This is a genomic window from Kitasatospora sp. NPDC057904 (genome assembly GCF_042887925.1).
Lineage (GTDB): Bacteria > Actinomycetota > Actinomycetes > Streptomycetales > Streptomycetaceae > Kitasatospora.
The window spans coordinates 23667-45577 of the sequence record NZ_JBHVOL010000013.1 but is presented as its reverse complement, the minus strand read 5'-3'; the positions used below and the strand labels follow the sequence as shown (position 1 = coordinate 45577).

Here is a 21911-nt window from a genome sequence, read left to right as displayed (position 1 = left end):
CGAGCCGGCGGGCTGGCGGGCTGGCGGGTCGGCGGGCTGGTGTCGTCGTGGGCGCGACAGGGCGGTGGCCGTGGGGCAGGCTGCCGGTATGAGATCCCGGACGGGTGGCATGTGGTGGGGAACGGCGATCGAGGCGCCGGATCCCGGTGTGCTGGCGAGGTTCTACGCCGGGCTCCTGGGATGGCGCATCGGGCACGAGGAGCCGGGGACGGCGGTTGTCGCCGCGTCGCCGCAGGGGCCGTTCCTGGTGTTCCAGCGGGCGGACGGCTACCGGGCGCCGCGCTGGCCCCCGGCCGAGGGACAGCAGCGTCCGATGATGCATCTCGACTTCCAGGTCGGGGATCTGGAGGAGGCCGTCGCCGAGGCGGTGGCGCTGGGGGCCACGGTGGCCGGGCACCAGCCGCAGGAGGACGTCCGGGTGATGTTCGATCCCGCCGGACACCCTTTCTGTCTCTGTTTCGACCGGGCATGACCGGCCCGCTCCGACAGGGACCCGTGCGCGGGCACGGACCCGCCGGCCGGGCGGTCCACGTGGGTGGGGTGTCTCCCGTGCGGGGTGCGGCGCCACCTCGCACGCGCCTGCGGGTGCCCGGTGCCCGGTGGCGCGAGGGCGCGAGGGCAGGCCGTCGTCGTCGGCCGCCCGCGCGGTGGCGTGCGGGGCTGCCGGGCGGGCGGTGACGGGCCGGGCGGGCGGCCCGGCCCGGCCCGCGTTTTCGCGGCGCACCGGCTCTCGCCGCGAGGGCGTCGTGGCCAGCACGCTCGTACCGCCTGGCCACCGCGGCCGTGGCTGCGCGTCCGTCACCGTGGTGCCCTCGCCCACGGGGGTGCGGGGCGGGAGCGGCTGGAGGCGAACGGTTCGCGGCGCACCGGCTCTCGCCGTAAGGGCGTCGTGGCGAGCACGCTCGTACCGCCTGGCCGTCGCGGCCGTGGCTGCGCGTCCGTCACCGTGGTGCCCTCGCCCACGGGGGGCGGGGGCGGGAGCGGCCGGAGGCGAACGGGCCGGGCCGCTGCGGCTGCGCCGCACCGGCGCCTCCGTGGGCGGGGCTTCGCCCGCTGCCGTGGGTGATGAGGCTCTCCGAATCTGGCCGGAGTTGCTCCGGCTCCCCGGTTCTTTGAGGCGTGAACGGTCTGGGGAGTGGGGTGAGCGTTTGGCCCTTCTCTGCTGATCGGATCGGCGGGAGCATGGCCTGATGGAGGAATCGCTGGAAGTGGCCTGGGACTTCGAGCTGGACAGCTCGGCAGGTGTTGACCAGTCCTATGGTCGTGATGAGCACGTGGGCTTGGTGCCCCTGGTCTCGGCGGCTCGGGGTAGTGGGCTCGCGCGCTTCTATCCGTTCACCAGCATGGGCCGACTGTGTTTCAGCACGGGGCCGCGGTGGTGGATGGGGGACGGGGAGCCGGTGCCGGCGTTCGTGACGGTGGACGCGGAGGGCGGCTATGTCGTCTGGCGCGGGAGTCCCTGTGTCCATCCGGCCGAGGAGGTGCTGGAGACTCATGCGGCCGCCGAAGCCGTCGCCGGGCTCGAACGCCTGCTGGGACTGCGCGACTTCATCTGACGACGACTGCAGGGTCAAGGGGGAGCCCGCTGTGCTGGCTCTCCCTTGGCGGTTGACGGGTCAGACCCGGCGAAGGGGGACGTCGTCGTTGGTCGGTTGCGGGATGGTCGGGCGGGCGGGCGGGGGCACGAGGCCGGGTGCGGTGCCGGGTCCGTGGGGTCGGGCTGGTGGTTGCCGGCGGGGCGGGAGGGGTGGCCTGCCGTTTCGGGTGGGGTTCGTGCCGGACCTGTTCCGGCGTGGATCCGTAGCTGTGCGCACGGCGGTGGGGCGGTTCGTGGCGGCTGTCGAGGGCGGGGACGAGCCGGGTCCGGTGCGGTGGGTGTGTGGGCAGGCCGAGTGGGACGGGAGTCCGGGTGGCACGCAGGGCGCGATGCGGTGGGACACGGGTCTGCCGCCGGCCACCGTCACGATGCGCGGTGCGAAGAGCGGCCGGATCCGCGGGATCGTGCCGATGCGGGGCGGAGCATGCGGCGCGGTGGGCGGCGGTGGCCTCGCAGGGCGGTTCCCGCGTCATCCGCTCCGGTACTGCGATCCGAAGCCCGATCCGCACGCGGCTCTCTCCAGGACGGCCCCGGGCGCCCGGGCATGACGGCCCGTGAGGCCACCGGGCCGGGGGCGGGAGCGGGCCCCCTGGTGGCGGTGGGCGGTTGCCCGCTGTCCGCCGTACGCCGGACAGCGGGAGAAGACCGGCCCGGTGGCCCCGGTCCTCGTCTCCCGGGCCCCGGGCCCCGGGCCCCGGGGACCGGGCCGGGCCGGTGAAGGCCCCGGGCCGGGCGCGGGGCCGGGCGCGGGTGCGAGCACGCGGGGCCTGACGCGCCCGGTCCGGCGGGGTGCCGGCCCCGTCAGGGCCCCGGGGACGCCTGGGCCGGTGCGGGCGCCGGCGTCTCGCCGCGGGCGGCGAGGCGCCGGTGGAGCAGGGTGCGCAGGCGGGCGGACGCACCGGGCAGGGCGCCGAGCCCGCGGACTTCGTCCGCTTCGAGTTCGCTGCGCCCGGCCAGGGCCGCGGCGGCGGCGTAGGGCCGCCGGCCTTGCGTGAGTTTGGCCGCGGTGGCGTCCAGGACGGCGCGCAGGACGGTGCGGTCCGCCGCGGGGTGCCCGGCCAGCAGGTGAAGGAGCCGGTTGTCGTTCCAGGGGCTGTGGCGGGCCGCGGCCAGTTCCAGCAGGGCTGCGGGCGGGGTGTGGGGGTTGGCGGCGAGCTCGTGCCAGACGAAGGGGTAGGGGCAGCGGGCGAGCCGGTGCAGGACGCGGCCGTCGTCGCAGGCGCGCGCCAGGTCGCGGTAGTGGGCGGGCGTGTGCATGCGGGGCGGCTCCTGGGTGTCGGCTCCTGGGTGGCCGTCATCCCTTCCGTCCGGGCGCGGGCGGGAGGGGACGGTGTCCGGCCGGGGCGCGGTTGCGGGCGGGCGTCGGTGCGGCCGGCTGGTGCCTGGTGGCGGGAGCGGGGTCGGCCGGTGCCGGGCCGCAGCAGGAGGGCGGTGGGGCCGTCGGGGGCGGTCACGGGCTCCAGGCCTCGTCGGCTTCTATGTGCCGCGGCCCCATCGCGTGTAGGCCCGTTCGATCTCGGCCAGGTACTGGGCCGGGTCGAAGCGGACTTCCTCGATGATGCGGTCCCGGGCATCGGGGTACATCAGGCCGTCCCACACCACCGTCCGGCCCCGGAGCCGGATGCGGATGCCGACGGCCGGGGCGGCGTCGGGGCCCTGACCGTGCGTCGCGACGTGCACCTGCCGGGCTTGATCGGCCGGGTAGAGGGGGCCCGCGGGTCTGAGCAGCCGGCCCGGATGGCCGCCGGTGGCGCCGTCGTGGGTGCGCGCGATCAGGTCGAGGCCGTCGACGAAGAGATACGTGTGGACGGCGCTGCACGTGGGCGGCCCGGGGCAGGCCGTGATCAGCAGTGTGGCGACCGGGCCGTGCCCCTGACGATCGGCCAGGCCGGCGCGCACCAGGCGCGGGGACCTACGCGGCATCGGCTCTCGGCGGCATCACGGAGCCGATGATAGGCGGCCGGTGGCCTGTGGGGCGGGTGCTTTTCCTGCCGGGGCACGGATCGTGGCCGCTGCCGCCCCGTCTGCCGCCGACAGGCGGGGCGGCACCGGGGCCGGGGAGCGGCCGGTGCCGGTGCCGGGGCGGGGCCGGTCGGTCGGAGTTGGACCACGGCAGGATGGCGGGGCCGTCGGGGGTGGTCACGGGGATCCGGGCCTCGTCGGCTTCGTGGAGGCGGGTGTCGTCCGGGCGCAGCGGGCGGGGGGGTTTCCGTGCTGCCGTCGCAGGCCCGGAAGCGGATGCCGGTGACCGCTTCGCGCAGGGCGGTCCGTTGCGCGGCGCTCCAGGGGCGGCCGTGTGTGCCGGCGCCGCGGAAGGCCTGCTCGAAGAGGCGGCGCAGTGCGTGGAGGGCGGCGGGGGCGTGGAGGGGGACGAGGCAGCCCTCGGCGCGGCCCTGGTGGCAGGCCAGGCCGCCGTACTGGTTCTGGTAGACGATCCCGGTGGGCGCGTGCACGAGCGCGTACAGCCAGGCTCGGCCGCCGGTGGCGTCGGGGTCGAGGAAGACGAGGCGCGGGCGGTCCACGGGGCCGGTGTCCCCACGCCGGGGAGGGGGGTTCAACCGGGTTTCGCCCCACCGGGCCAGGCGCCGGGGCCGTGCGGGCGAGGACGCGGGCCGTGGCGGGGAAACGGGGGGCTGAGGGTGTTCGCTGGACGACCGCGCGGCTGGTGGTCGGCAACGATGGTGATGCGCCGCTGGAGCCGGCGGTGGAGCCGTGGGCCGATACCCACCGGATCCTGCCGGAGCAGACCTGTGTCGTGGTCACCCACTCGCCGGCCGGTGACGGTTCCTGGTCGGGAACGTCGCGGGGGGACGAGCCTTTCCAGGTCGGCCATCGGCGGGAATCGATCACGGTGTGGGCCTGTGGCGGCTGCTTCCACATCGACGACATGCAGGGCCGGGAGATCGACGCGGCCGACTGGAACTGCCCCGCCCGGCAAGCGGATTCCTGAGGGCGGGCGAGACCGCGCCGCGACCGCGGGCCGCCGTCGTTCACCGGCGCGGCAGGCGGCAGGCGGCAGGCGGCAGGCGGCAGGCGGCAGGCGGTGGGTGTGATGGCGGGCGGTGCGGGTCGGGTCGTTTCGGGTGGCCAGGCCCTGTGCGGGCCCGCCCTGCGCCGTTGTCATGCCGCGGGGCGGGCCCCGGTGACGGTGAACCATCCCGGCCGTACCTCGGCCGGCAGCGGCTTCAGTGATTCCACCGCGGAGCGCAGGTCCTGTTCCGCGGGGTCGCGAGGTTCGGGCAGGGTCTGCGCGTAGCGGCGCAGCCGCCAGAGATCGAAGATCTCCCGGCCGTCGCCCGTGAAGTCCGTGTCGATCTCGGTGCCGTCCTCACGGGTGAACAGGCAGCCCGTGCCGTGGACTTGGTAGGAGTAGGTGCCGATCCTGCCGCGGCCGGCGATGATCCGCCGGGAACGGACCAGGCCGAGCACGTCTGCCGGCCGTTCGAGCGGGACGGACGCCGCTCTCATGGCCGCGCCGACCGCGCCGAGGGCGTCGATGTAGCCGGTCACGAGATCACGAGCCGTCACCGTGTGTGACTCTGAAGCCGTGTTCCGTTCCATGCGTCCTGCCGTGTCCGTCCGGAAGGTCCGGGTTGATACCGGGTGGGGCCAGTGTTCCTGCGCGCGGGCAGGGGGTCAACGGGGTTCCGGCTCACCGGCAGGGGCCGGGGCCGGCGGTGTGGATGGCGGCCGGTGTGCCGTCACGTGCCGTCAGGCGCCGGGGTGGGCAGGATGTTCCCGGTCCGCTCGCTTGCCGGTGTCCTGCGCCGGGGCCTCGTCGCGGTGAGCGCCGGCTTCGCCTCCGGACGGGGTTCCGGCAGGGCCGGGGCGCTTCGGCCGGGCGTGGACGGCCGGGTCTTCTGCGGGCGATGGCGGTGCCTGCCGGAAGCCCGGCCGTCACGGCCGTTCACACGGGCCTCGTCCGGCAGGCGATGATCGGGCGCGAGGCCGTGATCGGGTATCCGGAAAAAAAAGGGGTGGTGCGGGTGGCGCTGGCGGGGAAGGGCTCGCGGGTGATCGTCGTCGGCGGGGACCGTTACCGCTGGACGGTGGCACCCGACGACGAGCCGGGGCTGGCCGTCGTGGTGGCGCACGCGCAGGGTGACGGGCAGCGCCTGGTGGTGTGGGTGGAGCACGGCGTGGTGATCGCGCCGGGACTGGTGGCCGGCCTGATCCGGGAGGCGCTGGTTGGCCACGGCTGGACACCCCGAAGCCGCCGGCGCCAGCTGACGCTGCGCAGCCCGGACGCGAACCCGGACCCCGCCCGCCCGGCCCTGGCGCCCTGGCCGCCCGCGCAGTGAACACACCGCACGGCCACCCGGCTGCTCCTGGCGGGCCGCGGCGCGGGGGAACGGCGAGGCGCGCCGCCCGCCCCCCGGCCGGGACACGGGGTGCCGCCAGAGGAGCAGGCCGGGCGGGGCCGGGTGGCCGGGCGGGGCCGGGTGCGCGGGCGGGGCCGCACGACCGCGCCGTGGCCCCGGGCGGGCCGGCGGGCGCGGTGTCACCCGCGGTGCGGGGGCGCGGTTTCGGCGGTGTGCCGGTGTCCGTGCCGGGGCACGGGCACGGCGGCCGGGTACGCGGCCGGGTCGGGGTCGTGATCGACGGGTGTCGCGGCGTGCGGTGCGGGCGTGGGTGAGCGCAGGCGGCCAGTGGTGGGGTCCGGGCCCCGGACCGCGGGGCGCCGGGTGCGCGGGTGAGGGCCGTACCGCTGCGCCGTGGCCCCGGGCCGGCGGGCGGCGTGGCACCTGTGGTGCGGGCAACGGGGTGTGGTGGTGCCTGTTGTGCGGTGCGGGCGTGGGTGAGCGCAGGTGGCGGGGGCCGGGGCCCCGGGGCGGTGTGGCTGTGATGGGGTGCCGGGCCGGGCGGGGTGTCAGATGGCGGTGAGCCGTTCCACCAGCAGCTGTGTCCTGCGCGCGGTGTCCCCGGGTGGCAGGCGTCCGGCCCGGGCGAGGGTGGCCAGTCCGTGCAGGGCGGCCCAGAACACCTCGGTGAACAGCGCCGGGTGGGTGCCGTCGCCGGCGGCCTCGCCGAGGCTGTCCAGCAGTGCGGTGAAGGCGTCCTTCAGTGGTCCGGGGGTGTCCTCGCGCGCGAAGGCCAGGCCGGCGTCGAGGTGGAACAGGGCGTCGTAGAGCGCCGGGTTGCCCGCGGCGAAGCCGAGGTAGGCCCGGGCCACGGCACCGGCCCGCTCCCGCGGCCCGCCCGCGCTGCCGGCGCCCGCGGTGCCGGCGCCCGCGGCCCGCACCGTCGCGGCCAGCTCGGCGGCGCCCTCCAGGGCGACCGCGCCGATGATCTCCCGCTTGCCGCGGAAGTGCCCGTACAGGACGGGCTGGCTGTAGCCGATGCGCTCGGCCAGGCGCCGGGTGGTCACCGCCTCCCAGCCCTGGCGCTCGGCGAGTTCACGGGCCGCCGCCACGATGAGGCGCTCGCGCTGCGCCCGTTCGCGCTGCTTGCGTTCCTGGACCGGCGTGACCGACATGACCTGACCCTAGCACCGCTAGACAATCGAGCGGCAGTAGTACTAGCGTTGCCTCATCGGCTAGCAGCACTAGATGCCTGGAGGGGTCATCATGCTCAGCGCACTGGAGGTCTTCACCACCGTGGTCGTCGGGGTGATGGTGGGGGTGGAGTTCTGCGTCGCCTTCTTCGTGAACCGGATCTTCGACGCGCTTCCCGGTGACGGCGGCCAGCTCGGCCGCGCGCACGGGGGGCGGATGCTCGGTGCGGTGATGCCCTTCTGGTACATCGCCTCGCTCGTCCTGGTCGTGCTGTGGGCGGTTGCCGGATGGCACCGCCACGGCGCCGCTCTCGTCGTCACCGCGGGCGCCCTGCTGGTCGTCAGCGTGCTCATGTCGGTCCTGCTGCTCGTCCCGATCAACAACCGGGGCAAGACGTGGACCCCCGAGAACCGGCCCGCGGACTGGAAGGAGCAGATGAAGCGCTGGGAGCGCTACCACTACGGCCGCGTCGCGGTGATCATCGCCGCCTTCGCCCTGCTGGCCGCCGCCCGCCCCTGAGCCCGCGCGACGAGCGGCGAGCGGCTCCCGGCTCCGGTCCGGGCGGGGTCCTCGGCCCGGGACACCGGAGCGAGCGGGGCAGGCCCGGCAGGGCGGCCCCCCGGGGGCGGAGCCGGGGGCAGTGCGGGGCGGGGCGTGGCGGGGCGCGATGCCCCGGCCACGCCCCGGGCCTGTCGGGCGGGCGCACCACGTGGTGCGCCCACCGCGGGGCCCGGTGGCGCGGCCGGCGGGGCGTCACCCTTCTTTGCGGTCCTGCCGCTTCCGGCCGGCGGCCCGGTCCCGTTTCTCCGGGACGACGGCCCCGGTGCCGCCCGGGCGCGGTCGGGCGCGGTCGCCCCTGGTCCTCCCGCCGCGCGGGGGCGGGGCGTGGACGGTGGTGCCGGGGGCGGGCGCGGCGGGCGGTGTGGTGTGGCGGGGGGTCAGTGGAGGACGTCGAGGATCTGCTTCTGCAGGCCGTTGGGGTAGACGGTGTGTTCGGTCAGGCGCAGCTTCTGGGTGTCCTTGTCGGTGGCGGGGAACAGGCGCTTGCCGGCGCCCAGGAGCAGCGGGTAGACGAGCAGGTGGTAGCGGTCGACGAGGCCGGCGTCGGCGAGGGCGTGGTTGAGGGTGGCGCTGCCGTGGACGATGATCGGGTCGCCGTCGCCCTGCTTGAGGCGGGCCACGTCCTCCAGGGTGCGCAGGATGGTGGTGGGGCCCCAGGTGTCGGTGAGGTCGGCGTCGGTGAGGGTGGTGGACACGACGTACTTCGGCAGGGTCTTGTAGCGGGCGAACTCGGGCATGTCGGGCCAGACGGGGCTGAACGCCTGGTAGCTGACGCGGCCCAGGAGGACGGCGCCGGCCTCCTGCTGTTCGCGCTGCTTGATCTCGTAGGCCTCGGGGAGGAACTCGACGTCCTTGAAGGTCCAGCCGGCGTTGCGGTAGCCGGCTTCGCCGCCGGGGGCCTCGACGACGCCGTCGAGGGAGATGAACGCGGTGCTGATCAGGGTGCGCATGAGGGGTCCTTGCGGTCGGTCGGTGGCGTCAGGGGCGTGGGGGCGTAAGGGGCGTGGGGGTGGGCGGGGTCAGGCGAGGAGGCGGGTGAGCCACTGCTGCCAGGCGGCGTCCGCCCGGTCGGCCTCCGTGCCGATCTCCGTTCCGGCGTCCGCGCCGGTGGTGGCGGGGCCGTCGGTGGCGGGGCCGTCGGCGGTGGGGTGGAAGAGGTGGTGGAAGAGCAGGACCAGGCCGGGGCCGTGGTGGAAGGTGTGCAGGGCGTCGGTGCCGCGTACGGCGATGCGTTCGTCGTCGGCCCACACGACGTGGCCCTGCAGCGGCGGCAGGCCGGGGACGTCGGCGCGGGCGCGGGCGCCTTCGGTGACGGGCAGGGGCAGGCCGAGGGCGCCGGCGAGCAGGGCCCGGATCTCCTGCGGGGTGCGGCCCGGGGCGGGGGCGGCGGCGAAGACCGGGACGGCGGTGCGGTGCGCGAAGTGGGCCAGGTACTCGTGCAGGGTGTGCAGGTGGAAGGGCCAGCCGCGGCGCAGCGCGTCGTACTCCTCCTGCCAGTCGTCGCCCAGCACGCCGCTGTGGACCACGCGCAGCACGGTGGCCGCGCCCTCGCGTCCCTCGATGAGGTACTCGAAGGCCATGAAGCGGCCGTCGCCGGTCTCGGGGGTGCGGGTGGCCAGGCGCTTGGCGGGCTCCCACGCGGTGACGACCGCCTCCTGGCGGTGCCCTGCGGTGGTCATGGCGGCGGTGCCGCCCTCGCGGGGGTCGACGGTGTTGCGGCCCATGAACCAGGAATCGACGCCGGGGCCGGTGGCGATCGCCTCCCAGACCTGCTCGGGACCGGCGGGCAGGACGGTGTCCAGGGCGATCTCGAACGGGTGGGTCATCGCGGGGGCTCCGGGGCTGCGGGGTCCGCCGCTGCTTCGGCGGACGGGGTTTCGGCGGACGGGGTTTCGGTGGGCGGCGCGGCGGCGGGCGCGGTGTCGGGGATCTGGTGGAGGGCGGCGACGACGCGGTGGGTGCGCCCGCCGGGCGCGGACTCGTCGTGGTAGCGGGCGACCAGGGCCGCCACGGCCTGGGCGAGGTCCTCGGCGAACGCGGCCCGGTCGGCGGCCGAGGCGAAGCGCACCTGCGCGTCGAGACCGAAGGTGGCCACCTTGCGCCCGGCCCGGGAGGCGCCGGTGACCAGTGTCCCGACCTCCTGGACCAGCCGCGCGCCCAGCGCCAGCAGCCAGCGCGCCGAGAGCCGGTCGGGGGAGCGCTCGGGATCGGGGCTCACCCCGGCCAGCACCCGCGGGGAGATCACGTAGGAGGCGGCGGCCGCGCGGTAGACCCGTTCGGTGACGTTGCCCTTGCGCCGCTCCTCGGCGAGCTCGACCAGGTGATGGCGCTCCAGTTCCTTCAGGTGGTAGTTGACCTTCTGCCGGGCCAGCCCCAGACGGGCGGCCAGCATGGCGGCCGAACCGGGTTCGGCCAGGGCGGCGAGGATCCGGGCCCGGATCGGGTCCAGACAGGCCTCGGCCGCGGCGGGTTCTTCGATCACGGCGACGTCCAGCACCCCTCCAGCATCTTGCCGACAAAAAAAATTGTCAAGGAAAGAAGACTTGTCGGCGTGGCGTGGCGAGGTGCGGTGCGGCTGCAGGGGAGCGGTGGTGGGGCCCGCGCGGCGTGGGCGGGCCTGTGGGCCGGGTGCCGGGCGTGGGGCGCGGGGGTGGCGAGGCGTAAAGAAGGCCGGCCGGCGAGGCGGGGTGCGGTGCGGCTGCGGGGGAGCGGTGGTGGGGCCCGTGCGGCGTGGGCGGGTGTTGTGGGCCGGGTGCCGGGTGCCGGGTGCCGGGAGCCGGGAGCGGGTGGCGGGGTGTGCGGAGGGCGGTGGCCGCGGGCGGATCCGTGGGCTGCCGGGCCGGTGGGCGGGCCGGGGTGGGGTACCGGTGGGCGGTACCGGGGTGCGGAGGACCGGCGTGGTGCCGGCGGGCGGCGTGCCGTGTACGGGCGGATCGCGCGCCCCGGGCGGGCATGCGTCCGGCGTCGGGCCGCGGGGCTGTCGGTCGTGACTGCGAGGATGCCGGCCATGCATGAGGACTCCGCTGCCATCGCCGAGTACTGGAACGCCGCCGCCTCGTCCTTCGACGACGAGCCCGACCACGGGCTGAGCGCCGGGCCCACCCGCCTGGCGTGGACCCGGCTCCTGGAACGCTGGGTCCCCTCCGCGCCGTCCGGGCCGTTCGACGTGCTCGACGTCGGCTGCGGAACGGGGTCGCTGTCGATGCTGCTGGCCCGGCGCGGACACCGCGTCACGGGCGTCGACCTGGCACCGCGCATGCTGGAGCGGGCACGCGCGAAGCTGGCCGAAGCCGGCCTGCCGGCACGCTTCCTGACCGGCGACGCGGCGGCACCGCCCGTCGGCGAGGAGCGCTTCGACGTCCTGCTGTGCCGGCACCTGCTGTGGACACTGCCCGACCCCGAGGCCGCGCTGCGGCAGTGGACCGCCCTGCTGCGCCCCGGCGGCAGGCTGGTCCTGGTCGAGGGCCGGTGGCGCGAGCCGGGGCAGGACGACGCGCCGTACGCGGCCGGTGCCGGGCGGCTGCCGTGGAGCGGCGGGATCGGCGCCGACGCCCTGGCGGGCGTGGTGCGGCCGTTGGTCGCCGACCTTCGGGTCGAGTCGCTGAGCGGCGATCGCGACCTGTGGGGCCGCCCGGTCGACGACGAGCGGTTCGCCCTCCTCGCGCGGGTCTGAGCCGCCGCGGGCCGGGCATGCCGGCGGGGCGGGCACGCCGGCAGGGCCGGGACACCCGCAGGGCCGGGCACACCGGCAGGCCCGGCGCCCCGGAGCGGCCGGGGCGCCGGGCCCGGGGTCAGCCGGGCCGCACGGCCTCGCGCACCGGCGGGCCCGGGGCGGTTTCGGCGTGCGCGGCGGCGACGACGGCGGTGAGCAGGCCGGGGAAGCGGTGTTCGAGTTCCTCGCTGCGCAGGGCGTTCATCTTGGTGGTGCCCACGTAGTACTGGCGCAGCAGGCCGGCCTGGCGCAGGACGTTGAAGTGGTGGGTGGAGGTGGAACGGGAGACGGGCAGCTCGAAGGAGCCGCAGCTGAGGTCAGCGTCCTCGCGGGCCAGCCGGCAGACCACCGATCTGCGGGCGGGGTCCGCCAGCGCCTCCAGTACCTGCTGGACGCTCAGGTCCTCCACGCCCGGGTGCTCGATCACCCGCGCCGTAGCGCGTGTCCGTCCCACACCCACCACCCCTTCCCAAAATCCAGGCCCCCGTCCGTTCGGTCCGTCGTCGTGAACCGCCGCGCGCGGTGCGCGACTTCGGGTCATGACGCTACTACGCCCACCCTCCCGCACGGGGCCCGCCCGCCCACCGCAACAGCTCCGCAACACGCCGGGGACATCCCCGGCGAAGAACCCGCGAAGAACCGGAGAGGGACCGGGGAGGGACGGGGCGGGAAAGAGAGGGAAGCGGGGGGAAACGGAGGACAAACACCGAAGCGGCAGACAGAGGAGAGGCACGGAGGGGGACGGAGGGGGACGGGGAGGGGCCCGCCCCCGGGTGCCCCCGGGGGCGGCGGGGTGTCAGGCGGCGCGCACCGGGGGCCCGGAGCGGCTCCAGCGCCCCGGCGGCAGGGGCTCGAAGATCCCCATCAGCACCGGGTCCACCGCGGGCACCGCCGCCCCCGCGGCCGGCGCGGCGCCCGGCGCAGCACCCGCCACCGCACCCGCCACCGCCACCGCAGCCGCAGCCGGGGCCGGGAGGGGCGCGTCGGCGGCCGGGGCGGGGGAGCGCAGCAGCGACAGGTACATGTCCTGGGACTCGGGGCCCGGGTCGATGCCCAGCTCCTCCGCGAGGACCTGACGCAGCTGCTGGTAGCAGCGCAGCGCCTCGGCCCGGTTGCCGGCCGCGGCCAGCGCGGCCATCCGGCAGCGGTAGGCGCTCTCGCGGAACGGGGCCCGGCGCACCGCCTCCTCCGCCCAGCGCAGCGCGTGGTGCTCCTCGCCCAGCGCGGAGGCCGACAGGCTCGCCGTCTCCAGGGCACAGATGCGCAGTTCGTCGACGTGGTCGCGCACCCCGCACGCCCACTCGCCGTCGTGATCGGGCAGGAAGGAACCGCGCAGGTTCGCGATCGCGCCGGCCGCCAGCTGCTGCGCCACCGGGTAGGCACCGGCGCCGAACGCCTCGCCGGCCTCGCCGACCGCGCTCGCCGCCACCTCCACGTCCACCGCCGCGTCCGCCGGCAGGCGCAGCACGTAGCGCCCGCCCTGGGAGACCAGCGGCGTCGCCCCCGGCCCCTGGCCCGGGGCGGCGACGAACGCCCGCACCCGGGAGACCACGCTGCGCAGCGCCGAGGCCCACGTGTCGGGCAGGCCGTCGGGCCACACGGTGTCGGCCAGCGCGTCGCGCCCGGTGCCGGCGAAGCGCTCCAGCACCAGCCGGGCGAAGGCCACCTGCGCCTGGGCGCCGGACAGGTGCTGCGGGGCGGCGCCCTCGTGTTCGACGGTCACCAGGCCGGTCAGGCGGATCAGCATGACGGCGCCCCCGATCTGCCCGGCGCACCGTCGTCCCGCAAACCGTTCAACATAGCTCCAACCCCCTTGAGCCGCGGCGCGGCCCGCGGGCGGCGGTGCCGGGCCGCGGGCCCTGGAAAGAAACCCGGACCGGAAATGCAACGCCGACCAGCCGTTCGGTTTTTCGTTCCGGCGGATTTCGACCATACATTCGGCTGCTTGCGCGGTGTCAACACCGGTCGGCGAAACATACCCACCGGCCGGTCCATGCGTCGTAGGCGCAGGGTTTCCGCACGTCAGAGCGTTACCGCAGGCCGGGAATCGGGCTGTTGCGGCCGCCTTGCGCTTCCTGCCGTAGAAATGTAGCCATCCTTGAGCACCCCGCGTGGACGCTTCGAGAAAACCCGCACCCGAAAACCCGGCACCGGGAAACCCCGCACCCGGGAAAGCCCGTACAGGGGAAAAGGGGGCACCGCCCCCGGCAAAAGCACCCGGGAACCAGAGGCACCCCCGGGAACACGGCACCCGCACCACGGCACCCCCGCACCCCCGGCACCCGCACCACGGCACCCCCGCACCCCCGGCACCCGCACCACGGCACCCCCGCACCCGCACCCCCGGCATCCGGCGCTCCCGCCGGTGCCCCGGCCGGTTTCCCCGCCGCCCCGTCCCCGCATCCCCCTTGCCCGTGAGGAGTGAGCAGTATGGCCACCGCAGCATGGCAGCGCCTTCAGCCGAAGCTGGACCAGACGCTGGAGCGCGTCGGCGCGCTGGAGTTCGACGCCTCGCGCCGCAACAGCTTCGTCGCCTACACGATGGAACGCGACAGCGCCTACTGCGACCTGGACGGCGAGCGCCTGCTCATGATGTCCGGGTACAGCTACCTCGGACTGGCCGGCGACGAGCGGGTGGTGGCCGCGGCCAAGGCGGCCCTGGACGTCTACGGCACCGGCAACCACGGCGTGCGCGCCCTGGCCGGCACGATCCCGCTGCACGAGGAGCTGGAGGCGGAGGTCGCCCGCTTCGCCGGCCGCGAGCGGGCGCTGGTGTTCGGCTCCGGCTACGCGGCGAACGTCGGCACCGTCGGCGCCCTGGTCGGCCAGGGCGACACCGTCCTGATCGACAAGTACGACCACGCCAGCATCGTCGACGGCTGCCGCCTGTCGGGCGCGACGGTCACGCGTTTTCGCCACAACGACGTCGAGCACCTGGAACGCCGCCTGAAGGCCGCCTCCGCCACCGGGGTGCGCCTGGTGATCGTCGACAGCGTCTACTCCATGGACGGCGACATCGCCCCGCTGCCGCAGCTGCGCGAGGTCTGCGACCGCCACGGCGCGCTGCTGATGGTCGACGAGGCCCACGCCCTGGGCGTGATCGGCCCGCGCGGCGGCGGCATCGAGGAGCACTTCGGCCACCGCTACCGCGTCGACGTCAAGCTCGGCACCCTCTCCAAGGCCATCCCCTCCATGGGCGGCTGGGTCGCCGGCAGCGCCGACCTGATCGGCCACCTGCGCTACGCCGCCCGCCCGTTCCTGTTCTCCGCGGCGCTCGGCCCCGCGCAGACCGGCGCCGCGCTGGAGTGCCTGCGGATCCTGCGCCGCGAGCCCGAGCGCGTCACCCACATCCAGACCCAGGCCGAACGCCTGCGCTCGCGCCTGAACGCGGCGGGCATCCGCACCATGGACAGCCGGACCGCCGTCATCCCGGTCATCGCCGGCTCCGACGACGCCGCCTACGACTACGCCACCGCCTGCCGCAAGGCCGGGGTGATCGGCCTGCCGGTGGTCACCCCCGCGGTGCCCAACGACCTGGCCCGCCTGCGGATCGCGGTCACCGCCCGCCACAGCGCCGCCGACATCGACTTCGCCGCCGACGCGTTCCTGACCGCCGCCGCCCAGACCGGCCTCATCTGACCCGCGCCGCCCGGCCGAAGGGAGGACGACCCGCATGCCAGCCCCCACCCCGCCACCCCACCCGCACTCCCCGCAGCCCCCGCAGTCCCCGCAGTCCCCGCAGTCCCCGCAGTCCCCGCAGTCCCCGCGCTCGCCGGAACGCGACCGGCCCGCAGCCCCCACGCGGCCCGCAACCCCCGCGCGGCCCGTACGGCCCGAGATCGCGGTCACCGGCCTGGGCGTCATCAGCCCCGCCGGCCACAGCCTGCAGGAGTTCTGGCAGACGGTCAGCCAGGGACGCTCCACCGCACGCGCCCTCACCGACCCGGCCCTGGCCCGCCACCGGGTACGCCTGGGCTGCCCCGTCACCGCCCTGCCGCACGACCCGGCGCTGCCCGCCAAGGACGCCCGCCGCCTGGACCCCTTCGCCCACTACGCCACCCTGGCCGCCCTCGCCGCCCACCGCGACGCCGGCTCCCCCCACCCCGCCCCCGGGCGCTCGGCCATCGTCGTCGGCAACGCGGTCGGCGGACGCACCACCAGCGACCGCGAGTCCGCCGCCTACACCCAGCACGGCCCGCTGCGGGTCTCGCCGCTGATGCCGCTGATCACCATGCCCAACGCCGCGGCCGCCCAGATCGCCATGCGCCTGTCCTGGAGCGGGACGGCCCTGACGATCGCCACCACCTGCGCCTCCGGCGCCGACGCCATCGGCCACGGCGCGATGCTCCTGGCCACCGGCCGCGCCGACGTCGTGATCGCCGGCGGCTGCGAGGCCACCCTGACCCCCGTCACGCTCGCCGCGTTCGGCAACCTCGGCGCCCACTCCCAGCGCAACGCCGACCCCGCCCGCGCCTCCCGCCCCTTCGACACCCACCGCGACGGCTTCGTCATGGGCGAAGGCGCCGGCTTCCTGGTCCTGGAACGCCTGGACGACGCCCGCGCCCGCCACCGCACCCCCTACGCCCTGCTGGCCGGCTACGGCTCCAGCGCGGACGCCTACCACCTGGCCAACCCCCGCCCCGACGGCGCCGGCGCCACCGCCGCCATGCGCGCCGCCCTCACCGACGCCGGCCTGACCCCCGCCGACATCACGCACGTCAACGCCCACGGCACCGCCACGATCCACAACGACCGCGCCGAAGCCGCCGCCCTGCGCACCGTCTTCGGCCCCCACGCGGTGCCCGTCACCTCCACCAAGGGCGTCATCGGCCACCTGATCGGCGCCGCCGGCGCCGTCGAACTCATCGCCGCGATCCAGGCCATGACCAACCGCCTGGTGCCGCCCACCGCCAACCACGAAACCACCGAAGCGGGCCTGGACCTCGACGTCGTCCACACCCGCCCCCGCCCGATCCGCTCCGGCGCGGCCCTGTCCAACTCCTTCGGATTCGGCGGCCACAACTCGACCCTGGTGGTGACCCCCGCATGACCACGACCCCCGCCCCCGCCGCCCCGGCCCCGGCCCCGACGGCACAGCCCGCGACGGACCCGGCGCACGCCGCCCCGGAGTTCCGCACCCGCGTGCCCGTCACCGCCGAAGCCCTGGCCGCCTACCGCACCGCCGCCCGCACCGGCCTGCCCCCCGCCACCGGCCCCGCCGGCCAACTCGCATCCCCCGCCCACCCGTTCGTCCTGGCCCACACCCTCGCCCAGCACACGGTCGCCGCCCTCACCGCCGACGAGGACGCCTTCACCGGCGTCGTCCACCTCGCCCAGGAGATCCGCACCCACCACCCGCTGCCGCCCGGTACCGACGCCGCCGCCGACACCGACGTCGAGGTCACCGTCACCGCCGCCCGCCGTGAGCCGCGCGGCACCCGCATCGCCCTCACCACCCGCCTCACCACCCCCCACGGCACCCTGCTCGCCGAACTCACCACCGCCGCCCTCCTCCTGGGCGCCACCCGCATCGCCCCCCACGGCGCCCTGCCCCCCACCGCCCACCCCGGCACCACCCCCGACACCGAACCCCACACCCTCACCCGCACCCTCACCCCCGCCGACGTGCGCGCCTACGCCCACGCCGCCGGCGACCTCAACCCCATCCACCTCGACGACCACGCCGCCCGCGCCGCCGGCTTCCCCTCGGCCATCGCCCACGGCATGCACCTGCTCGCCCTGGCCGCCGAAGAGATCACCGACCGCCACGCCGCAGGCGACCCCACCCGCATCACCGCCCTCGGCGCCCGCTTCGCCGCCCCCGTCACCCCCGGCACCCCGCTGCACCTGACCCTGCACCCCCACGACCGGGGCACCGTCGTGCGCTTCACCCTCGCCACCACCACCGCCACCGCCACCACCACCGCCGTCAAGGCCGGCTGGGCGACCATCGCCCCGGCAGGGGAGTGACCCGCCATGACCACCCCAGACGCCCCCGCCGCCGTGCCGCCGCTGTCCCTGCCCGACGCGTTCGCCCACCACGCCCGCCGCCGCCCCGACGCCACCGCCCTGCTCTGGCACGACCGCGCCGTCACCTACCGCGAACTCGCCCACCTCACCGGCCGCGAACGCCGGCGCCTGCGCGCCCTGGACCTGGCCCCCGGCGAACCCGTGGCCCTGCACGCCACCAAATCCCCCGAAGCCGTCGCCCTCGTCCTGGCCTGCCTCACCGAACGCCGCCCCTTCCTGCTGCCCTCCCCCCAGCTCGCCCCCGCCCTGCTCGCCGCCCTCCACACCCAGGCCGGCGCCCGCCACCTGCTCACCCCCGCCGGCCGGCAGCCCCCCGCCCTGCCCGCCACCACCCACCCCGGCGTGCCCACCCTCGCCGCCGGCACCTCCTTCATGCTCACCACCTCCGGCTCCACCGACCTGCCCAAGATCGTCCCCCTCGCCCAGAGCGCCGTCGACCGCTTCACCGCCTGGGCCCACGACACCTTCGACCTCGGCCCCGGCCGCGTCGTCGCCAACTACGCCCCCCTCAACTTCGACCTGTGCCTGCTCGACGTCTGGGCCACCCTCGCCGCCGGCGGCACCGTCCTGCTCCTGGACCCCGCCCACGCCCTGTCCGCCCGCCACCTCCTCACCCAGCTCACCCGCCACCGCCCCCACGTCCTGCAGGCCGTCCCCCTGTGCTACGCCCTTCTCACCCAGGCCGCCTCCCAGGGCCCGGGTGGCGCCACGGTGCTGGACAGCGTCGAGCACGCCGCGTTCACCGGCGACGCGATCGACGCCCGCACCCTGGCCGCGCTGCCCGCCCTGCTGCCCGCCGCGCGCCTCTACAACATCTACGGCTGCACCGAGACCAACGACAGCTTCCTGCACGAACTCGACGCCCTGGACGCCACCGCCGCCCTGCCGGTGCCCATCGGCACCCCGCTGCCCGGCGTGCGCACCCTGCTCGCCGCCCCCGACGGCACCCCCGTGACCGGCCCCGGCAGCGGCGAACTGTACGTCTCCACGCCCTTCCAGGCCGCCGGCTACCTCGACCGCTCCCGCGACGCGGGCCGCTTCACCACCCGGCCCGACGGCGCCGGAGAGGGCCGGCGCTGGTTCCGTACCGGTGACCTCGCCGTACGCGACGCCCAGGGCCGCCTGCACCTGACCGGACGCGCCGACTTCCAGGTCAAGGTCCGCGGGGTCGCCGTCAACACCGCCGAGGTCGAACGCGTCCTGCTCGCCCACCCCGAGGTCCGCGAGGCCGCCGTCGCCGCCGAGAGCGACCCGCTGACCGGCAAGCGCCTGCACGCCGCCGTCCACCGCACCCCCGGCTCCGCCCTCAACACCCTCACCCTGCGCGAACACCTGGCCGCCAACCTGCCGCGCGCCGCCGTGCCCGAACGCCTGGCCATCCACGACACCCCGCTGCCCAAGACCCCCACCGGCAAGGTCGACCGCAAGGCCGTCCTCGCCGGCACAGCCCCCCACACCGCCCGGCCCGCCGGCTGACCAGCCCGCCGGCTGACCGGCACACCCGGAGCCCCGCCGTCCGGAGCCCCGCCGTCCGGAGTCCTGCCGTCCGAAGTCCTGTTTTCCGGAAGTCACGAACCTTTCAAGGGAGTTGCGACCACCATGAACAACATCGCGCAGATCAAGAAGTTCCTGATCGAGGAGTTCCTGCCCGACGTCACCCCCGAGCAGCTCGCCGACGACCACGACCTGCTCACCGACGGCGTCATCGACAGCCTCGGCGTCCTGAAGCTGATCGCCTGGGTCGAGGACCACTTCGCCCTGCCGGTCGACGACACCGACCTCGACCCGAACAACTTCCGCTCCGTGCAGGCGATCGACGCCTTCATCGCCCAGCGCCGCGCGCTCGCCGCCACCGTCGCCGGCGGCTGATCCCGTGCACCCGGCCCTCACCGACCTGATCGCCGCCCGGCCCGTCCCCCTGGACACCTGGCGCTCGTGGTGGGACCGGCTGGAGGGCGCCGCCCAGGGCCCGGCCCGCGACAGCGACCGGGCCCAGGCGGCGGCCCTGCTGGCCAGCCTCGCCACCCGCCTGCCCGACACCGCCACCCTCGCCGCCCTCACCACCTCCCTCACCGAACGCAGCCCCGACCCCGGCCCCGCCCACCCGGGCAGCGCCAACATCGTCGGCACCGGCGGCGGACCGGCCACCTTCAACCTCTCCACCGCAGCCGCCCTGACCGCCGCCAGCATGGGCGTACCCGTCGTCAAGACCGGCTCGCGCGCCTACACCAGCGCGGCCGGCTCCATCGACCTGCTGGAACGCCTTGGCATCACCCTCACCTCCTCCCACACCGAGACCGCCGACCACCTGGCCCGCCACAACATCGCCTTCGCCGGCCCGCACGTCTACCCGCCGGCCCTCACCCGCCTGGCCCGCCTGCTCTACCCGCTCACCCTCAAGCCCTTCGGCCGCTTCCTCAACGCCCTCGGCCCCTTCCTGGCCACCGCCCCCGTCACCGCCCAGCTCACCGGCGTCTCCGCCACCGCCCCCCTCAGCGCCCTGCGCGACCTCACCGCCTTGCGCGACCTCACCGCCCACGCCGGCACGCACGGCAGCGGACGCCAGGTGTGGCTGGCCCACAACACCGAAGGCGCCGACGAACTGCTGCCCTTCGCCGACAACACCCTCCACACCCCCCACACCACCATCCACCTGCCCGCCGGCTCCCTCGCCCCCGACACCGGCACCCTCGCCGACCTCGCCCCCCACCCCGGCGACCTCACCGGCCACTTCCTCGACGCCCTCGCCGGCCGCGCCGGCCGCGCCGCCACCCACACCATCGCCCTCAACGCCGCCGCCCTCGCGATCGCCTCCGGACGCCACACCCACTGGCCCACCGCCCACGCCACCGCCCTCGCCGCCCTCGCCGACGGCGCCCCCCGCGCCCTGGCCCAGCGCCTGCGCACCCCCGGCAAGACGGCCACGGCACTCACGGCGGCGGAGGAGAAGGCGGTGGCCGGTGTCTGACCACCCGCTCCCGCCCGGGCACCCGTTCCCGCCCGGGCACCCGTTCCCGCCCGAGCGCCCGTTCCTGCCCGAGCGCCCCGACGGGCGCCCCGCGCTCGCGGTGTTCCTCAACGCCGGCGACCCGCCCGCACCCCTGGCCGAGACCGCCCGCATGCTCGACGACGAAGGCGTCGAAGTCCTCGAACTCGCCGTCCCCTTCCCCAACTCGCCCACCGACGGCCCCGTCATCCGCCGCTCCGCCGCCCGCGCCCTGGCCGCCGGCACCACCCTGGACACCGTCCTGGCCGAACTCACCGGCCTCGTCCCGCAGCTCAAACGCCTGAAGATCGCGCTGCTCGCCGACTGGTCCCACAGCCTGCGCCGCCCGGACCCCGGACACACCGCACGCGCCATCGCCGCCGCCGGCGCCCACGCCCTGCTCGTCCACGCCCTGCCCCCGCGCCGGCGCCCCGCCTGGCAGCAGGCCTGCCGCGACGCCGGCCTGCCCCAGGTCGCCACCTGCTACGCCACCTCCGGCCCCGGCGTCCTCACCGAGGCCGCCCGCACCGCCCACGGCGCCTACGTCTACCTGGTCGCCCACTACGGACGCTCGGGCACCGCACCCGCCGCCGGCCACCGCACCCTGAAGGCCACCGTCGCCGCCCTCAACCGGGCCGCCCCCCACACCCCCGTCGCCATCGGCTTCGGCGTGCGCAGCGCCACCGACCTGGAGGCCGTCGCCGCCACCGGCGCCCGCGCGGCCGTCGTCGGCTCCGCCGCCGTCGAACGCGTCGAAGCCGCCCTGAACGCCGGCACCGACCCCCTCGCGGCGCTGCGCGCCTTCCTCCGTGAACTCCGCCCGCCCCACCCCCCGCGGGCGGGCGGACCCACCCGCACCACCACCGGCACCACCAGTACCGCCGGCACTTCCACCGGCACGACCGGCACCGCCGTCACCCTCACCCCCGCCACCAGAGAGGCAGAACCCGCATGCTGATCCGCGACCTTGACGACGTGAAGACCGTCGAGTGGGGCAACGGCCTGTCCCGCCGCTTCCTTGTGGAGAGCGACGGCCTCGGCTACAGCCTCACCGACACCATCGTCAACGCCGGCACCAAGTCCCGCCTGGAGTACCGCAACCACCTCGAAGCCTGCTACTGCATCGCCGGCTCCGGCGAGGTCGTCGACATGGACGGCAACGCCCACCCCATCACCCCCGGGCGCCTGTACGCCCTGGACGAGCACGACGCCCACTACCTCGTCGCCTCCCCCCACGAGGACATGCGCCTGGTGTGCGTCTTCTCCCCGGCCCTGCGCGGCGACGAGGTCCACCAGCTCGACGCCCACAACTCCTCCGCCTACTAGGCCGACGGCCGCACAGCCGGGGCCGGCCGAGGCGAGCCGAAGCCGGCCCGGGCCCGCCGGACGGGCCACGCCCGTCAAGCGAGTCAAACCCGCAAGCCCGGCCTACGAGCCGGGCCCGCAAGCCCGTCAAGCCCGTCAAACGAGTCAAGCGAGTCAAGCCCGCAAGCCCGTCATGCCCGTCATGCCCGTCAAGCGAGTCAAGCC

General features: G+C 76.0%; 24 protein-coding genes and 1 pseudogene. 14 read left to right on the top strand and 11 right to left on the bottom strand.

Translation table 11 applies throughout. The features are described from left to right. Positions 1–88: 88 nt before the first annotated feature. Together ACFVSN_RS29280 and ACFVSN_RS29275 are read left to right on the top strand one after the other, a co-directional pair. Positions 89–472: a VOC family protein gene (locus tag ACFVSN_RS29280; protein ID WP_387956870.1), complete on the top strand. Its 384-nt coding sequence runs from the start codon at positions 89–91 to the stop codon at positions 470–472. 718 nt (positions 473–1190) lie between these two features. Further along, positions 1191–1556, top strand: coding sequence for a DUF6193 family natural product biosynthesis protein (locus ACFVSN_RS29275; protein WP_387956869.1), 366 nt, complete (start codon positions 1191–1193; stop codon positions 1554–1556). A gap of 842 nt (positions 1557–2398) precedes the next feature. Here ACFVSN_RS29275 and ACFVSN_RS29270 read toward each other — a convergent pair. The 4 genes and pseudogenes from ACFVSN_RS29270 to ACFVSN_RS29255 form a co-directional block, all read right to left on the bottom strand. Then, positions 2399–2854 carry a hypothetical protein gene (locus ACFVSN_RS29270; RefSeq protein WP_387956868.1) on the bottom strand — a complete coding sequence of 152 codons (456 nt, stop codon included), beginning with the start codon at positions 2852–2854 and terminating at the stop codon, positions 2399–2401. A 219-nt stretch (positions 2855–3073) separates the two neighbouring features. Beyond that, a complete protein-coding gene (locus ACFVSN_RS29265) occupies positions 3074–3520 on the bottom strand; it encodes a hypothetical protein (protein ID WP_387956889.1) in 447 nt (148 codons plus the stop codon). Continuing rightward, positions 3510–3791: a DUF6210 family protein gene (locus ACFVSN_RS29260; protein WP_387956886.1), complete on the bottom strand. Its 282-nt coding sequence runs from the start codon at positions 3789–3791 to the stop codon at positions 3510–3512. The genes ACFVSN_RS29265 and ACFVSN_RS29260 overlap by 11 nt, the downstream gene beginning before the upstream one ends. Before the next feature lie 46 nt (positions 3792–3837). Further along, positions 3838–4050, bottom strand: a pseudogene (locus tag ACFVSN_RS29255) (DUF6210 family protein); the annotation flags it as partial. Positions 4051–4262: 212 nt separating this feature from the next. On the opposite strand from ACFVSN_RS29255, the gene ACFVSN_RS29250 reads away from it, so the two are divergent. Then, the gene (locus ACFVSN_RS29250) at positions 4263–4547 is read left to right on the top strand and encodes a hypothetical protein (RefSeq protein WP_387956867.1); all 285 of its coding nucleotides are present in this window, start codon (positions 4263–4265) and stop codon (positions 4545–4547) included. Between the two features lie 170 nt (positions 4548–4717). Here ACFVSN_RS29250 and ACFVSN_RS29245 read toward each other — a convergent pair whose 3' ends face one another. Then, positions 4718–5125, bottom strand: coding sequence for a DUF6896 domain-containing protein (locus ACFVSN_RS29245; RefSeq protein WP_387956866.1), 408 nt, complete (start codon positions 5123–5125; stop codon positions 4718–4720). 341 nt (positions 5126–5466) lie between these two features. Here ACFVSN_RS29245 and ACFVSN_RS29240 point away from each other — a divergent pair, with 341 nt between their 5' ends. Then, positions 5467–5898, top strand: coding sequence for a hypothetical protein (locus ACFVSN_RS29240; RefSeq protein WP_387956865.1), 432 nt, complete (start codon positions 5467–5469; stop codon positions 5896–5898). A 569-nt stretch (positions 5899–6467) separates the two neighbouring features. On the opposite strand, the gene ACFVSN_RS29235 is transcribed toward ACFVSN_RS29240, so the two are convergent. Further along, the gene (locus tag ACFVSN_RS29235) at positions 6468–7073 is read right to left on the bottom strand and encodes a TetR/AcrR family transcriptional regulator (RefSeq protein ID WP_387956864.1); all 606 of its coding nucleotides are present in this window, start codon (positions 7071–7073) and stop codon (positions 6468–6470) included. 91 nt (positions 7074–7164) lie between these two features. Between ACFVSN_RS29235 and ACFVSN_RS29230 the strand changes: the two genes are divergently transcribed. Further along, the gene (locus ACFVSN_RS29230; RefSeq protein WP_380445194.1) at positions 7165–7611 is read left to right on the top strand and encodes an anthrone oxygenase family protein; all 447 of its coding nucleotides are present in this window, start codon (positions 7165–7167) and stop codon (positions 7609–7611) included. Between the two features lie 419 nt (positions 7612–8030). On the opposite strand, the gene ACFVSN_RS29225 is transcribed toward ACFVSN_RS29230, so the two are convergent. From ACFVSN_RS29225 to ACFVSN_RS29215, 3 genes are all read right to left on the bottom strand, one after another. Continuing rightward, complete coding sequence (locus ACFVSN_RS29225) at positions 8031–8603, bottom strand: dihydrofolate reductase family protein (protein ID WP_387956863.1); 573 nt, start codon at positions 8601–8603, stop codon at positions 8031–8033. A gap of 69 nt (positions 8604–8672) precedes the next feature. Continuing rightward, on the bottom strand, positions 8673–9479 hold the full coding sequence (locus ACFVSN_RS29220; protein WP_387956862.1) for an SRPBCC domain-containing protein: 807 nt from the start codon (positions 9477–9479) through the stop codon (positions 8673–8675). Next, a complete protein-coding gene (locus ACFVSN_RS29215; protein WP_387956861.1) occupies positions 9476–10150 on the bottom strand; it encodes an ArsR/SmtB family transcription factor in 675 nt (224 codons plus the stop codon). Before ACFVSN_RS29215 ends, ACFVSN_RS29220 begins: the two co-directional genes overlap by 4 nt. A 510-nt stretch (positions 10151–10660) precedes the next feature. Between ACFVSN_RS29215 and ACFVSN_RS29210 the strand changes: the two genes are divergently transcribed. Then, positions 10661–11326, top strand: a complete 666-nt coding sequence (locus ACFVSN_RS29210) for a class I SAM-dependent methyltransferase (protein ID WP_387956860.1) — start codon at positions 10661–10663, stop codon at positions 11324–11326. 118 nt (positions 11327–11444) lie between these two features. On the opposite strand, the gene ACFVSN_RS29205 is transcribed toward ACFVSN_RS29210, so the two are convergent. Continuing rightward, positions 11445–11819, bottom strand: coding sequence for an ArsR/SmtB family transcription factor (locus tag ACFVSN_RS29205; RefSeq protein ID WP_380445189.1), 375 nt, complete (start codon positions 11817–11819; stop codon positions 11445–11447). Between the two features lie 342 nt (positions 11820–12161). Next, complete coding sequence (locus ACFVSN_RS29200) at positions 12162–13112, bottom strand: BTAD domain-containing putative transcriptional regulator (RefSeq protein WP_387956859.1); 951 nt, start codon at positions 13110–13112, stop codon at positions 12162–12164. A 683-nt stretch (positions 13113–13795) separates the two neighbouring features. Here ACFVSN_RS29200 and ACFVSN_RS29195 point away from each other — a divergent pair. The 8 genes from ACFVSN_RS29195 (at position 13796) to ACFVSN_RS29160 (ending at position 21707) form a co-directional block, all read left to right on the top strand. Further along, positions 13796–15004: an aminotransferase class I/II-fold pyridoxal phosphate-dependent enzyme gene (locus ACFVSN_RS29195; RefSeq protein WP_380445187.1), complete on the top strand. Its 1209-nt coding sequence runs from the start codon at positions 13796–13798 to the stop codon at positions 15002–15004. A 34-nt stretch (positions 15005–15038) separates the two neighbouring features. Then, positions 15039–16415 carry a beta-ketoacyl-[acyl-carrier-protein] synthase family protein gene (locus ACFVSN_RS29190; protein WP_387956858.1) on the top strand — a complete coding sequence of 459 codons (1377 nt, stop codon included), beginning with the start codon at positions 15039–15041 and terminating at the stop codon, positions 16413–16415. Next, a complete protein-coding gene (locus tag ACFVSN_RS29185; RefSeq protein WP_387956857.1) occupies positions 16412–17335 on the top strand; it encodes a MaoC family dehydratase in 924 nt (307 codons plus the stop codon). The genes ACFVSN_RS29190 and ACFVSN_RS29185 overlap by 4 nt, the downstream gene beginning before the upstream one ends. Positions 17336–17341: 6 nt before the next feature. Beyond that, positions 17342–18871, top strand: a complete 1530-nt coding sequence (locus tag ACFVSN_RS29180; protein ID WP_387956856.1) for an AMP-binding protein — start codon at positions 17342–17344, stop codon at positions 18869–18871. Between the two features lie 123 nt (positions 18872–18994). Then, a complete protein-coding gene (locus ACFVSN_RS29175; RefSeq protein WP_380445183.1) occupies positions 18995–19264 on the top strand; it encodes an acyl carrier protein in 270 nt (89 codons plus the stop codon). Between the two features lie 4 nt (positions 19265–19268). Further along, positions 19269–20363: a hypothetical protein gene (locus ACFVSN_RS29170; RefSeq protein WP_387956855.1), complete on the top strand. Its 1095-nt coding sequence runs from the start codon at positions 19269–19271 to the stop codon at positions 20361–20363. Further along, on the top strand, positions 20356–21339 hold the full coding sequence (gene trpA / locus ACFVSN_RS29165; RefSeq protein ID WP_387956853.1) for a tryptophan synthase subunit alpha: 984 nt from the start codon (positions 20356–20358) through the stop codon (positions 21337–21339). The genes ACFVSN_RS29170 and trpA overlap by 8 nt, the downstream gene beginning before the upstream one ends. Beyond that, on the top strand, positions 21333–21707 hold the full coding sequence (locus ACFVSN_RS29160; RefSeq protein ID WP_359973999.1) for an ectoine synthase: 375 nt from the start codon (positions 21333–21335) through the stop codon (positions 21705–21707). Before trpA ends, ACFVSN_RS29160 begins: the two co-directional genes overlap by 7 nt. Positions 21708–21911: the final 204 nt, after the last annotated feature.